Source organism: Candidatus Pantoea formicae, assembly GCF_011752625.1.
Lineage (GTDB): Bacteria > Pseudomonadota > Gammaproteobacteria > Enterobacterales > Enterobacteriaceae > Pantoea > Pantoea formicae.
The window spans coordinates 523434-536823 of sequence record NZ_VWXD01000001.1 but is presented as its reverse complement, the minus strand read 5'-3'; the positions used below and the strand labels follow the sequence as shown (position 1 = coordinate 536823).

The following is a 13390-nucleotide window of genomic DNA, read 5'->3' as shown; positions in this document are numbered from 1 at the left end:
AACTCCTTGTCGATATGAGATGCGCTGACAGCATGAAAACTTAAGTCATCAACTCGTTTTCAATAAGTAACACAAAATTCGACGTAAATCTCGCCCAGCACATCATTCCACCGGCATGAATGATACAACTCACACTCTCTATGGCGCTTTCTAGCATTAGCACGTATTGCACCATCACGCGTTTGGGTCAGCTAGAGTCAAAGCAACAGGAAATACATTTAACAGCCAAGGAGTTTATTTATGACAGCACTTACCCTTCGCGTGGCGCGCCCCGTTTCGGACTTGAAGCGGAGTCGAGAACTTTATCGCCTTGGATTAGGGCTGGAGGTTGTCGGGGCCTTCGAAGATCATCAAGGTTTTAATGGTGTGATGCTGGGTAAAGCGGGCGTGCCGTGGCATCTTGAGTTCACGCAATGTACTTCACATCCGGTAGGGCCCAGCCCGACCCCCGAAGATTTGTTGGTGTTGTATCTACCCGATCGCGACATGTGGCAACTGACTTGCCAGCAGATGATTCAGGCTGGATTCAAACCGGTGGATTCGTTTAATCCCTATTGGCAGCAGCAAGGGCAAACCTTCCAGGATTATGATGGCTATCGCACGGTACTTCAGTGTCAACAGTGGCCTCAGGTATAACATTGTTAAGGGCGCCAGCGCGCCCTTCCAGACTTACTCTTCGAGTAGTATCGAGAAACCGCCGTAAATCATTCTTTTGCCATCAAAAGGCATGTTTTCGCCCATCTCTTTCATACGCGGATCGGACATCATTTTTTGATTTGCCGCATCGCGAACTTCTCTTGAGGGATATTCAATCCAACTGAACACCACTGTTTCACCCTCTTCCGCTTTGACCGCCATGTAGAAATCAGTCAGTGTGCCCTCGGGAACATCATCCGCCCAACACTCTACAATGCGAGTCGCGCCAAACTCTTTGAAAAGCGGCGCGGCTTTCGCTGCCATGGCGCGGTATTCTTCCTTGCTGATCTCTGGGACCGCGACCACAAAACCGTCAACATACGACATAGCGTTGTCCTCCGTCGTGCGTCACGCGGCCAACGTTGACCGCAGAGTAAAGTGTATGAATAACACCCAAAAGATGAGCCAATGACGAGATTAAAATGCGGTCTGTCTCGCAGATTCCTGTTTCCATCCTGATTTACGTTACACTGTCGCCCACGATAGTTACCCCATCAGGATAGTTATGCGCATCATTATTGATTCCTCCGATCAGCCGTTTATTCATCGTTTGCTGGGTGAAGAGATTGAACAGGTTGATACCGCCTCGACGGATTTGCGTTTACAGCAAGCACTGCAGGTGGCTCGCCAGCAGAAAAATCATGAAGCGGGTCTCGACTGGAGACGCAATGCACTGTTCTTAGTGCTGTTTATTTTCCTCTATGCTGCCATAGGCGCGTCATTGACGCTGGATCTCACCACGCAGGCACCCAGCCACAAAAGCTTGGTTTACGCGCTAGAAGCCGTGCCGGTGTTGATTGCTTTTTCTGGTCTTTTTGTTTCGCTGCTATTCCTGTTTTTCACCCGCAGCAGCGCGCGACGTTTACGCAGTTGGGATCAAAGTATTTCTATTCTGGAAAAATATACTGGCTCAACGCTCTATCTTCAGATCAACGAAATGGGTGCGCGCACAACAAACTACTCTCAATCAGCGATTAATGTCGCGCTGGCACTGTTTATCTGTGTCACTTGGGTGGTGATGTATAACTATTTCACCTTTACCACCAGCGGCGTTATTGGCAGCGTGATTTCACTGTTTATCACCACCATGACCTATGTGATTTTGGATATCCAACTGTTGAAGTCAGATACATCCATTGCGGTCGACGAGCCGCTTATTCCTGCTGATGAAGATAAAGACAAAAAATAAACGTTTTGATCAGGCGGTTTAAAACCGCCTGTGAAAATGTTGCCTATAATCACACTGATATTTTCATGATCAACGGATTCAGTTTGATTAAGGAGCAGTGATGAAGTTATGGCCTCTCGCCGCAATTACCGCGTTATCTTTGACGCTGGTAGCCTGTAAATCGCCAACGCCGCCAAAAGGTGTCACGCCGATCTCCCCATTCGATGTGAATCGTTATCTGGGAAAATGGTACGAGATTGCACGTCTCGATCACCGCTTTGAGCGCGGTAAAGATCACGTGACTGCCACCTACGCGAAACGCAATGATGGCGGCATTAACGTGCTAAATCGCGGTTATGATCCAGTGAAAAAACAGTGGAACGAGAGTGATGGCAAAGCGTATTTTACCGGGAAACCTGATATCGCCGCGCTGAAAGTCTCCTTCTTTGGCCCCTTCTATGGTGGCTATAACGTTATCGCTCTAGATGAAGATTATCAGTACGCACTGGTCAGCGGCCCAAATCGCGATTATTTATGGATTTTATCGCGCCAACCTAAAATCCCCGACAACGTGAAACAACAGTATCTTACAACGGCTAAACGACTGGGTTTCGCGGTTGATAAGCTAATTTGGGTCAATCAGGACTAATTACCCTTCAACTTCTTTGCCAAGGCAAAGAAACTGACATCGTCCAGAGAAGGCTTTCTCTGGACGTTCTGAAAATTGGCAGTTTTTTTAAAATATCAGACTTTCATTTTCCAACTTAACCAGCGGTCGATTTCGTCTTCGGGTAGAGGGCGGGAATGGAAGAAGCCTTGTACCTGATCGCAACCTAATTCTTTTAAGGCTTCCAGCGTCTCACTATTCTCCACCCCTTCCGCCAGCACCACGTAATCCAGTTCTTTTAACATGGTGACAATGCTTTTAGTAATAATGCGCGAGGCAGTATCCGTAGTTACCCCACTAACAATAGAACGATCGATTTTAATCACATCCAGAGGCATCCGCCGCAAGTAACTGAAGTTACTGTAACCAGTGCCAAAATCATCCAGCGAGATATCAAAACCTCGCTGTTTCAGCATTTCAAGTCCCCGAATAGCGGCGGGACTCTCAAGAATGCGTTCAGTTTCCAGACATTCGATGCCCAATAGACTTGTTGGAAGCCGCGCTTTCGTCATTTTAGCTTCAATTCTGTCGGCAAAATCCCCATGACTGAAATCGCGTACGCTGACATTGACCGTTATAGGTAGCTGTATGCCTTGCCCCTGAAGCCTTTTTAAGCGTTCGATGGTTTTATCAATCACCCACTCGGTGATCTCTTGCAAAAGGGAGGTTTGCTCAGCAAGCGGGATGAAATGAGCGGGTGACAGCTCTCCTCTGGTGGGATGCCGCCAGCGAATTAACGCCTCAAGCCCAATCGGCAATCCGGTCATGAGGCAAATCTTGGGTTGATAAACCAGATAGAGACCATGATTATGACGAACAGCGGTGACTAAATCATTCATCAGCGTAAAATCATCAGTGCGCCGCTCATCATTTTGTTCACTGAAACTCATGCAGGGAACATCGCGGCAGATGGCTTCATGAAGAGCACTGACTGCACGACGCAGCACTTCCTGAGCGGATATTTCACTGGGTACAAATAGGGCTTCACCCGTGTGTGTGGTGAGGTCCACTGACAGTCCCTCGCCTATTTCAGCGCGAACGCCCTCCATCCTGGCGGCTACCCATTCCGCATCAAAATGATGGCTTTCAACAGAGAGCAACGCGAATCGACCCGTTGCGACGGTATAAAGCAATTCGTTTTTTCCAGGGCGTAACCGCAGTGGCAGCAAGGTCGCTATATCTCTTAGCAGCCCTTCAACAGGCCCCATTCCGAGTGAGCGCGCCAGTTCATAGGCTCGCGGCATATCGATGCAATCAATGAGCACTAAACGATGAGTTTGACTACCGCGCACTGCACGAAGGGTTTGCAAGTCGCGCAGCAACTGCTGTCTGTTGGGCAAGCCCGTCACAAGATCGGTGTATCCAACCGAATGCCAGGCTTCAAGGAACGAAATCACCAGTTGTGAGAGTAATGTCAAGGTAGCCAGTTTTTCTTCGCTAAATTCGCGCGGTTGATTGTCCACAACGCACAGCGTACCCAGCACCTTACCTTCCTGACTCGTTAGCGGAACACCGGCGTAAAAACGCACGAAGGGTGCACCAATGACAAAGGGGTTGGTCGCAAAACAACTGTCTTGCTGAGTGTCATTGATAACAAGCGGAGCGTCGCCCTCGAAAACGTATTGGCAAATCGAGTCAGCGCGAACTGATTCAGCAACAACAAAATTATGGGCCGCTTTGATGTACTGAAAATCATCGTCAAGCACGGAGATAAAGCTGCTAGGTACATCCAGCGTAGTGCTGACGAGATGCGTAAATCGACTGAGTACATCATCACGACAGATATCCGGAGCGCGAAGTGCTTGCAACGTAACCCGCCCAGAAACAAACTCTTCCACGACGCTCATACGTAGCCATCCATGTGATTTTGCATGGATGACAAATGTAAATTCAAAGAAACGAGTTCATTGTTCGTTACAAAATTACCCATGATCGCTGCGCTTATTCTATCCAACATTATTTTTCGTAAGCGCCATAGTATGCCTGAAACCAAGGTTTGTCATGCTCATTTGCTTGACCTAATGTCCGCATAAACAACATGTTAAAGACATTAGATCAGCCTACATCGTTGTGGTAGTAAATAACTGAAGACACTCCGAGTTTTTATCGTTATTTGTAAAATATGCTAATATGTATAGCTAATTTCTTGTTTTCGGGTGGTGCTAATCCCACCATGAAAAGAGTTATTAATTTTTCCCGTTAATCTCAACAAGTTAAATCTTTCAAATGACGCTGTTGCCTCTAATTTCATTGTCTCATTCTTAAGGTGAGGGAAATATGAATGGTATAACAGAACATAACGCCACAAAAAACACCGAGTTATTATGGAGTTTCGTAGCATTCACTTTTTTACTATCATTCTGCTGCCACGCGAGTGAAATTAATCTTTATTCAATTAATACGGGGTCCTTTGTCTATCATTTAACAGGGAACCATGGCCAATACACTGAAAATTTTGAAAATAATTTCTTCTCTGTAGAACGTAAACTTTCAGAAGACTCAAAATACAGTGTGCTGGTAGGGACAATGAAAAACAGTTTTGATGACCGCTGTATCGCTATCGGTGTTCGCAGAGACTGGGAAAAGTGGGACAACGGCTGGACATTTAAAGGAATATACGGCTATACCGGTGAGTTTTTCTTTGATGCGTTTCAAAATTGCGGGGATCATGGTTCCTATCATGACTTTAAGAAAGCTACAGGTATTGGTTTCTCACCCTATATCTACCATGGGTTTCAATATAATTTCACACCTTACTTCGGCATAGAATCAGGCATTATCATACCTTCAGTTTTTGTTATTACGGTGCAATGGAGTTTCAGGTAATGAATAAATAAACCAGAGCATGATTTGCTCCGGCTTACTATTCCAACGGCAAATGACTGCGTTTTCAGCTATTTGCCTTTACCCAACGAACAATATCCTCATGAGTAGCAAACCACGCATTATAGGATTTTCCTAGCTTAATAATTTCTTCTAGAATCCAGATGCGTGAACGTGCTGAAATAATATGCGGGTGCATGGTGAGCTGGAACAATCCGCCCTCCTGATGTGCATACTCTAATTCACGACGGAAAATATCAAATACTGCTTCCGGTGGCGTGTAAGGACGATGAGCCTGAAACCGGTTCATCATAAAATACACTGCATCATCCCTTATCCATTCAACCGGCAGTTCTACCACGCCTGTTGGCTCGCCATCCAGCATCAACTCATAGCAATTTTCATCAGCCATCAGTGAAGAGTCATAGATCAACCCCATCTCCTGAGCGATTCGTAACGTGTGGGGGCTGAAGTCCCACGAGGGTGTGCGCATCCCGACAGGGCGCTTACCCAATACTTTTTCCAGCGTATCAGCTGACTTCAGCATCAGTGCGCGTTCATCTTCATATGAGAGCACGGAATTCAGCTCATGAATCCATCCGTGTAAACCGATCTCATGTCCTTGCGCACATAAACGCGTCTGCTCCTCTGGGTAGAGTATCGCGCACACGGCGGGCACATAAAAACTGGCAGGCACCTGATATTTATTCAACAGTGTCTCTATGCGTGGAATCCCCACGCGCGTACCAAATTGCCCCCAACTCATACGGCCAAAAGATTGGCCACCATCGCGTAATTCGTTTGATTCATGATCACTGTCGAAAGAGAGTGCCACTGCAAATTCGGCCCCGTTAGGCCATTGCTTAGGTTTAAGCGTCTTGCCTGCACGTACATGGTTGACCTTTTCCTGCCAGACAGAGTCTGGCCACTGCCAGGGTTGTTGATCTTGCATCTGTTTAACTCCCACCATCAACTGAGATGATTTGTCCGTTTATAAATGACGCCAGATCCGACGCCAGAAAAATCGCGGCATGGGCAATATCCTGAACCGTGCCAAGGCGGCGCAGCGCAATAGCGTTTAAAACCTGCTGTTGACGTAATACGCCAAAATTATCCCATTGCTTTTGCGTTGCCTCGTTTGTAAAAACAAAACCTGGAGCAATAGCATTAACTTGGATGCCTTCTGGACCTAACTCATGAGCGAGCTGACGGGTGAGGCCGAGCATCGCGTGCTTGGCGGCACAATAGGCTTGCACGCCCGTCAGCGAGGCTTTCAGAGCCGCACCCGAACAGATGTTGATTATCCGTCCCCGGCCCTGCTGTTTCATCGCAGGCGCAGCAGCTCGGCTCAGTACAAATGCAGCGCTGAGGTTAATATCAATGACGCGATTCCACTCATCATCACTGACTTGTTCCAAGGGTTTACCTTGTTGACCCGCGACACCCCCGGCATTATTAATTAAGACATCCACGGGGCCTGATGCGCAGATGCCAGCCATCCATTCGGCTGTCGCCTGGCGATCGAGAAGATCCACCACCGACGTCGCGATCCCTGACTGCGCTAAATCCGTCATTGACTCTGCACGGATATCACACAGATGGACTTCGGCGCCCAGGGTTTTAAATTGCTGTGCCATTTCACGTCCAAAACCAATAGCTCCACCGCTAATGGCGATGCGTTTACCACTAAATGAAATCATCATGGCAGTAACTCATTGAGGTTGTGATCGGCCTGGAGACGCTGCCCCGTTTCGATTTGTTGAATCATCGTGATGAGTGCCTCAACCGTTAGACAGGCCATTCCCTGTTCTGCCGCCATCCTGGTGACAATTCCCAGTTGACCATCCACTTCAGTGACACGCTTACGCACGGCTAAATCCCGCCAGATACCAGAATGTGTTTTACTGTTCGGACGATTGAACGCCACCATCGCTGCAAAGGTATTGTCTCTTTCCTTGCCGCTGGCAGCCTGTAGGAAGGCAGAAGGCTCAAAACCATTAAAGCCTTTGAGTGGGATTCGCAGCACTTCAGCCAGTTGCACGATTTCTGCTGCTAGTTGCGTCAATACGGGGCGGATATCCTGCCTTGCCAGACAATCTGCGATACCCATTTGACCTGTCGCCTGTGCAAACAATAGCGATCCATAAGCCAGCTTGCCCCATAACCAGCTATTGAGGTTTTTAGTCTGGATGACATCAGGCTCAAAATGGCGCAGATCCCGACACAACTTGTCCAGTCGCGTCGTCATGCTCCCATCCAATTCCCCTATCACTGCGGCACCACGGTTAGAAAAATGGATCTCGCCCGGCGCCATCCAGTCGGCATAAAAGTTGACGAACGCGCCCAAAGTACGATCGGCTCCAACAACTTGCGCGATTGTCGATTCACATAAGCCATTTTGTAATGACAACACATAGCCATCTTCTGCCAGGAAAGGCTGCAGCAGAGCGGTGGCTTGTGCAGTGTGGTGTGACTTCACAGCCAGAAAAATACGTTTCCAACGCCCTTGCAGTTCGTCAGGTAAGAATGCGGGTGCGACCACATTAAAGTCTTCCAATCCCGTAATCCTTAACCCCCGCTGCGGATCGCGAATCTGGGAGACATGGTCTGCGTCTATATCAACAAAAGTCACAGATAAGCCTGCACGCGCAAGATAAGCCCCTACGGTGCCACCTATGGCACCCGCGCCCCAGATCAATATTTTATTGTCCATAACACTCACCTCCAGATTATTGCAGTGACGCTTTAGCGGTTTCACGTAAACGCATGATGACCAACCCAGAGGCCAATCCCGCGAGCATTAAATAAAAGGTTGGCGAGATGGCCATGCCGGTCAGGTCAATCAATCCCGTTGAGATGAACGGAGCGAATCCACCAAAGATCGCTGTGGAAAGGCTGTAGCCAATTGAAAGCAACATGGTGCGTGAAGCCGTAGGGAATATCTCGCATAGCGCCGCTGGCGCAGCACCTGAGAAGGCGGCAATAAATAGATTGAAAATAATCTGGACCGTCAGCACAACCGCCAAGGTCTTACTCGTGAGTACCCAAAGAAAAAGGGGGTAGGAAAGCACGACGAACGCCAAGCAGCAGGCTAACAACAGAGGTTTTCGGCCAATGCGATCGGAAAGCGCGCCAAAGAAAGGAATCGTCGTGACCATAATCGTCAGCGCAATTGCATTGGAAAAAAGCGCCTGAGTCTGGGTGAAACCCACTTGTTTGTTAAGGAAAGTCGGCATCCACGAAAGCATTACGTAGTAGGAAACTGTCCAGATAATGGCAAAACCAAATGTTTTTCCCATCAGTTGCATGGCGATACGAGTAGGCATTTTTTCTGCTGGAGCAGGATTGTTTTTCGCGGCAATAAAGGCTGGCGTTTCCTCCAGGTTGCGACGCATATATGCGCCAACAGGTAATAATACGGCTCCTAACAGGAAGGGAATGCGCCACGCCCATTCAGCCATTTGGTGTTCAGTGAAGATGAGCGTGATCACCGCTACAACCAAACTTGTGACAAGCTGTGCGGAGGCAATAGCCGCCTGACCTAAGGCACCATAGAATCCACGTTTTCCCATGGGGGCTGATTCCACAACGAAGGTGGTCGCAGTCCCCCACTCTCCTCCAGCAGCCAAGCCCTGAATTAAACGAATAATCACTAACAGGATGGGTGCGATGATTCCGGCAGTTTCATACGTTGGCAGTAGCCCGATACCCACGGTGCCCAATGCCATGCCATAGATGGTGATCTTCAACGCCAGACTACGGCCATATTTATCCGCAATCCGTCCTATTACAGCGCCTCCTAGCGGTCGCGCCAGAAAGCCTACGCCGAATGTAGCGAAGCTGGCCAATAAACCTGTTGCGCCGTCTCCCTGATAAAAGTTTTGGGCAATCAGCGAAGCCATGTAAGCGAAAATTATAAAGTCATAATATTCGAGCACGTTGCCGATCATTGCAGCAAACAGCTGCCGCCGCTTCGGGGCAACAGCATGGCCCTGTGGGTAATCATTTAACGCCTGGGTGAACTGGTCTTGGCTCATAGTGTAACTCTCAGTCAGGACGGCAGAAAAAGGAGGTTCACATATGCGAACAATGGTTCCCATATATGAATTACGCTGACATAATTTATTCAGGAGATAAAGAGGGGCTATCGCACCGGAAGTACCGCGACAGAAAAGTAGCATCCCCGCAGATAACGAAAATGATCGGCATTAAAAACTAATGAACATGTATATGGCGATAATTATCGCTATTTATGTGATTAAAACTGCCAGTTTTGCAGCTTTGAAAAGGAGAAACTTAACGTTAAAAATAAGAAGTTCGTATCATAACTAAAAAATTTCTCTTCTCAGAAAACACTATGCCAAGAGATCGGAAAGCTTTTTCCCCTCTTCAAGGACTGATTTAATAATGCGACTCTTCTTGTCACTAAACCTGGCAGAGACACAGGAAACATTAAGCATTGCCACCACTTCGCCCTGCGCATCTAAAACTGGCGTACACACCCCCGTCCCACCGATATCAACTTCATCAGCAGAAATGGAATAGTGACGTGCAGCAGCCTCCGTTAATAAGGCCTCAAGCTGTTTGGGGTCGGTAACCGTATATTTTGTCCACGGAACAATGGGATAACGAGCCAGTAGCGCCTGCCGCTCTTCTGTACTTTTCATTGCCAGATACATTCGCCCCATGGCGGTACAATGCACCGGCAATTGGGTTGACATCGCCATTTCATAGCGGATGGTCTGTGAGGCTAATGCCTGATGTACAAGCCGAATTTTACCTTCGGCAGACAACACTCCAAGTGTAACCGTCTCTTCAAGCTCACTTGCCATATTTGCCATCACTGGCCGAGCCTGCGACAGTAACTTTGTCAGTCGTGCCCCTCCCCAGCTAAAACCATGGCTGCGGAATGCGTCATTGAGTCGATAAATACCCTGTTCTGTCTTATCCAGGTAGCCACGTGCACATAACGTACGTAAAAGCCCTAAAGCGCTACTTTTAGGCAGATGAAAGGTTTGCGAAATAGCGGCCAGATTGGCCTCTTTGCCGCTTTCACTGAAGAATTCCAGCAAATCTAAAACACGGGCGGCAGAACGGACGACTTCACTCATAGAAAATCCATATAGGTACACTTGTTCGTATATGCGAACAATATACGACGTTCTGAGCATGGATGCACGACGGCCCATTGCAGAGAAATGCGCCGAGCGGCGCTGTAGCGCCTGTATTAAAGGTGGTTATTGTTAAACCAGACTGAAAGCGTTCTAGCCAATACCAAAGGCTGCTCCAGAGGGAGCATATGACCACTATCACTGAGGGTGACGAAATCACCACCCAAGAGTGCATTGATCTCGCGGGACTCGTTAAGACCACGCATGCCATCCCCTTCCGAAGCAATGACCAAAAGAGGACAGGCTATGGGGCTGCGCGTGATATCACGACGGTCTAACAACGCCTGTGCCCGGAAAACCTCAGCGCCAAGGTGTTTGCCCATATCCCGAATTTTTTGGATAAGGCCCTGATCATTTTGGCGCGATGCGTGTAACGACGGTTTTAATACGGCGTCGCTGAAACCCTTAAAATCTCCCTGAAGCGCCGTGAGCGAAGCCTTATCCAGTAGCGCCTGCTGTTCGGGCGTATCTTCGCGCAGTGAAGTCGCGATCAGTACCATACCCGCGGTGCGTTCTGGGAATGCCTCTGCAATGGCGCGCGCAACGTATCCACCGAGGGAAAAACCGACCAAGATAAAGCGGGGTGGCAGATTTTCAACGATTTGGCTCGCATACTCCGCGATACTTTTACCTTTGCTCAGACTGGCTCGGATAAAAACGCGGTCTTCAGGATAGTTGTGCACAAAATCATCCCAGAGCGTTTCATCCAGCATGAAACCCGGTATCAGAACAATCGGTAATGGGGCAGTGTTCATCAGTTACTCCTTTAACTTGTAGGATTCGCTAGGGTATTTCAACGATTCGGAGACATCGGCCTCACGGAATATTGAATCTTTTCTGGATAGTGCCTGTAAGGGTGGCTATCATCAACCCACTCTACCACCCATTGATAATTAAGGAGGATTACTATGTCACCGTGTGAGTTGTTTGTTTACGCACACTTTTATAGTAATTGGCCGCGCTCAGCTATCTCTGCATTCGTGCTGCGATAATCCGCCTGAGCGAAGTTAACTGAAAATCTAATCCCTTCCTCCGGCTTACCGGGTTGTCGTCAGCGATTAATGACGTCAGGCTTTTTTGCGCCTGCAACTTATGAGTAAGCACATGAGCACATTACTTTCCGCCCAGGCTGTCGGCTTCGATAATGCCTTCGGTACACTTTTTCATAACATCCATTTCAGCCTGAAAAAAGGCGATCGTATCGGATTGCTGGGAGACAACGGCACCGGTAAAAGCACCCTATTGAAGATTCTGAGTGGTGAGATTGCCAGCAGCCAAGGCAGCGTTACACTGGCGAATCACTGCTTGCTGGCGCGTATCGAGCAACATTTGCCGCCGCAGTTGCAGCAGGCTACGTTGCTGGAAGGCGTTACCGCTATGCTCCCCGAACAACAGCTTAGCGAAACCTGGCGTGCCGAAGCATTACTCTCCTCGCTTGGGTTTAGCCCAGAGCAGCAGCATCAATCCGCTAGCACGCTCAGTGGTGGCCAGCATATGCGTCTGTTGCTGGCACGCGCACTCATTCTGCAACCTGATCTGCTGTTGCTGGATGAGCCCAGCAACCATCTCGATTTACCCACCATGCTGTGGCTCGAGCAGTTCCTGAACAACTGGAACGGCAGTTTTATCCTTGTTTCACATGACAGTACCTTGCTGGATCAGGTCACCAACTGTAGCTGGATTCTTCGTGATAAATGCCTGCGGTTTTTCCGTCTACCCTGCACCGCGGCAAGGCGCGCATTGGCCATGCAAGATGAGGCAGATGCGCTGCGCTTTCAGGCTGAGCAGAACGAGATTGATCGGGTCGAGAAGAGTGCCAAACGGTTGGCTATTTGGGGGCGCAATTATGATAACGAAGGATTGTCGCGTAAAGCGCAGCAAATGGAAAAACGCGCGGGCTGGTTAAAAGAGGCGCAAACCACACTCACCGAAGGCAGCCTGTGGCGGCTACAGTTACAGGGAGAATCTCTGGACGCTGACCGCGTGCTGGCGCTACCGGAGATGACCGTTCATCCCACTGAACATGCTCCTGCACTGTTTGCTTTGCCGTCATTGCAGGTGAAAAGCGGCGATCGGGTGGCGATCGTTGGACGCAATGGCAGCGGCAAGTCCTCACTGTTGCGTCAGCTCTGGCTTGATTACCAAAGCGAAAACACATCCCTGTTTCACCCTCGCGCGCGGCTCGGTTACTACGACCAAAGTCTCTATCAGCTGCGAGATGAAGAAACATTAAGTGAGGCGTTGGCGCATTTTGCCCCACTGAGTGACGATCAGCGCAAAATGGCGCTGATTGGTGCAGGGTTTCCTTATTTGCGTCATCAACAACGGGTCGGTTCTCTTAGCGGTGGCGAACGTTCGCGCCTGCTGTTTGTCGGCTTAACGTTGGCGCGATATTCCTTGTTGTTGCTGGATGAGCCGACCAACCACCTGGATATGGTCGGCAAGGAGGAACTGGCTGAGGCACTGAATCAGTTTGTCGGTGCCGTACTGTTGGTGTCACACGATCGCAGTTTGATTGCCAGCAGTTGTAACCGTTTCTGGCTGATACAGGATCAACAGTTGAGTGAATGGCATGATTTCGACCAGGCTACCGAGAAAATGCGCGCCGAGCAATCCATGGAGGCCACAACCTCAATCACCCAAGCGGTGTCTCCTCAATCATTAGACGATGAGGATGCCTTGCTGTTGGCGTTGTGCGAACTGGAAAGCAAGCTTGATGATGATCTCGCGCGCAAGCCTAAGCATCAAAAACCGGGGGTTCAAGCGCAATGGCAGGATGAAATTGCACAGTTGAAACGGCAGTTAGGGCTAGCGTAATTTGCTGAAAAGGACGGCAGCGGCGCGATGAATCGCGCCTCTGCCACT

The 13390-nt window shown here is 48.9% G+C and carries 13 protein-coding genes; 5 read left to right on the top strand and 8 right to left on the bottom strand.

The genetic code is table 11. The features are described from left to right. Positions 1-240 precede the first annotated feature (240 nt). Positions 241-636: a VOC family protein gene (locus F3J38_RS02740; protein WP_167134865.1), complete on the top strand. Its 396-nt coding sequence runs from the start codon at positions 241-243 to the stop codon at positions 634-636. 33 nt (positions 637-669) lie between these two features. Here the strand turns inward: F3J38_RS02740 and F3J38_RS02735 are convergent, their stop codons facing one another. Further along, a complete protein-coding gene (locus F3J38_RS02735; protein WP_167134863.1) occupies positions 670-1023 on the bottom strand; it encodes a DUF1428 domain-containing protein in 354 nt (117 codons plus the stop codon). 178 nt (positions 1024-1201) lie between these two features. Between F3J38_RS02735 and F3J38_RS02730 the strand changes: the two genes are divergently transcribed. Both F3J38_RS02730 and blc read left to right on the top strand, forming a co-directional pair. Further along, on the top strand, positions 1202-1885 hold the full coding sequence (locus F3J38_RS02730; RefSeq protein WP_167134861.1) for a RipA family octameric membrane protein: 684 nt from the start codon (positions 1202-1204) through the stop codon (positions 1883-1885). A gap of 100 nt (positions 1886-1985) precedes the next feature. Next, complete coding sequence (gene blc, locus F3J38_RS02725) at positions 1986-2513, top strand: outer membrane lipoprotein Blc (protein WP_167134860.1); 528 nt, start codon at positions 1986-1988, stop codon at positions 2511-2513. A gap of 95 nt (positions 2514-2608) precedes the next feature. On the opposite strand, the gene F3J38_RS02720 is transcribed toward blc, so the two are convergent. Beyond that, entirely contained in the window at positions 2609-4378 is a 1770-nt protein-coding gene (locus tag F3J38_RS02720) for a sensor domain-containing phosphodiesterase (protein WP_167134858.1), read from the bottom strand. Positions 4379-4808: 430 nt separating this feature from the next. Here F3J38_RS02720 and F3J38_RS02715 point away from each other — a divergent pair, with 430 nt between their 5' ends. Continuing rightward, positions 4809-5357, top strand: a complete 549-nt coding sequence (locus F3J38_RS02715; protein ID WP_240155875.1) for a hypothetical protein — start codon at positions 4809-4811, stop codon at positions 5355-5357. Between the two features lie 64 nt (positions 5358-5421). Here F3J38_RS02715 and F3J38_RS02710 read toward each other — a convergent pair whose 3' ends face one another. The 6 genes from F3J38_RS02710 to F3J38_RS02685 form a co-directional block, all read right to left on the bottom strand. Further along, entirely contained in the window at positions 5422-6306 is an 885-nt protein-coding gene (locus tag F3J38_RS02710; protein ID WP_167134856.1) for a polysaccharide deacetylase family protein, read from the bottom strand. A gap of 4 nt (positions 6307-6310) precedes the next feature. Continuing rightward, positions 6311-7057, bottom strand: coding sequence for an SDR family NAD(P)-dependent oxidoreductase (locus F3J38_RS02705; RefSeq protein WP_167134854.1), 747 nt, complete (start codon positions 7055-7057; stop codon positions 6311-6313). Continuing rightward, positions 7054-8067 carry a ketopantoate reductase family protein gene (locus F3J38_RS02700; protein ID WP_167134852.1) on the bottom strand — a complete coding sequence of 338 codons (1014 nt, stop codon included), beginning with the start codon at positions 8065-8067 and terminating at the stop codon, positions 7054-7056. Before F3J38_RS02700 ends, F3J38_RS02705 begins: the two co-directional genes overlap by 4 nt. Positions 8068-8083: 16 nt before the next feature. Further along, positions 8084-9391 (bottom strand): MFS transporter, encoded by a 1308-nt coding sequence (locus F3J38_RS02695; protein WP_167134850.1) that lies wholly within the window; start codon positions 9389-9391, stop codon positions 8084-8086. Positions 9392-9709: 318 nt separating this feature from the next. Next, the gene (locus tag F3J38_RS02690) at positions 9710-10465 is read right to left on the bottom strand and encodes an IclR family transcriptional regulator (RefSeq protein ID WP_167134848.1); all 756 of its coding nucleotides are present in this window, start codon (positions 10463-10465) and stop codon (positions 9710-9712) included. Positions 10466-10581: 116 nt separating this feature from the next. Then, complete coding sequence (locus F3J38_RS02685; protein ID WP_167134846.1) at positions 10582-11280, bottom strand: alpha/beta fold hydrolase; 699 nt, start codon at positions 11278-11280, stop codon at positions 10582-10584. Between the two features lie 349 nt (positions 11281-11629). On the opposite strand from F3J38_RS02685, the gene F3J38_RS02680 reads away from it, so the two are divergent. Further along, positions 11630-13342, top strand: coding sequence for an ATP-binding cassette domain-containing protein (locus tag F3J38_RS02680; RefSeq protein ID WP_167134844.1), 1713 nt, complete (start codon positions 11630-11632; stop codon positions 13340-13342). Positions 13343-13390 lie beyond the last annotated feature (48 nt).

What these genes read in the sequence shown, in the direction of transcription:
- F3J38_RS02690 (WP_167134848.1), bottom strand. Translation starts at nt 10,465, where the DNA reads ATGAGTGAAGTCGTCCGTTCTGCCGCCCGTGTTTTAGATTTGCTGGAA.
- F3J38_RS02685 (WP_167134846.1), bottom strand. Translation starts at nt 11,280, where the DNA reads ATGAACACTGCCCCATTACCGATTGTTCTGATACCGGGTTTCATGCTG.
- F3J38_RS02735 (WP_167134863.1), bottom strand. Translation starts at nt 1,023, where the DNA reads ATGTCGTATGTTGACGGTTTTGTGGTCGCGGTCCCAGAGATCAGCAAG.
- F3J38_RS02695 (WP_167134850.1), bottom strand. Translation starts at nt 9,391, where the DNA reads ATGAGCCAAGACCAGTTCACCCAGGCGTTAAATGATTACCCACAGGGC.
- F3J38_RS02740 (WP_167134865.1), top strand. Translation starts at nt 241, where the DNA reads ATGACAGCACTTACCCTTCGCGTGGCGCGCCCCGTTTCGGACTTGAAG.
- blc (WP_167134860.1), top strand. Translation starts at nt 1,986, where the DNA reads ATGAAGTTATGGCCTCTCGCCGCAATTACCGCGTTATCTTTGACGCTG.
- F3J38_RS02680 (WP_167134844.1), top strand. Translation starts at nt 11,630, where the DNA reads ATGAGCACATTACTTTCCGCCCAGGCTGTCGGCTTCGATAATGCCTTC.
- F3J38_RS02720 (WP_167134858.1), bottom strand. Translation starts at nt 4,378, where the DNA reads ATGAGCGTCGTGGAAGAGTTTGTTTCTGGGCGGGTTACGTTGCAAGCA.
- F3J38_RS02705 (WP_167134854.1), bottom strand. Translation starts at nt 7,057, where the DNA reads ATGATGATTTCATTTAGTGGTAAACGCATCGCCATTAGCGGTGGAGCT.
- F3J38_RS02715 (WP_240155875.1), top strand. Translation starts at nt 4,809, where the DNA reads ATGAATGGTATAACAGAACATAACGCCACAAAAAACACCGAGTTATTA.
- F3J38_RS02710 (WP_167134856.1), bottom strand. Translation starts at nt 6,306, where the DNA reads ATGCAAGATCAACAACCCTGGCAGTGGCCAGACTCTGTCTGGCAGGAA.
- F3J38_RS02700 (WP_167134852.1), bottom strand. Translation starts at nt 8,067, where the DNA reads ATGGACAATAAAATATTGATCTGGGGCGCGGGTGCCATAGGTGGCACC.
- F3J38_RS02730 (WP_167134861.1), top strand. Translation starts at nt 1,202, where the DNA reads ATGCGCATCATTATTGATTCCTCCGATCAGCCGTTTATTCATCGTTTG.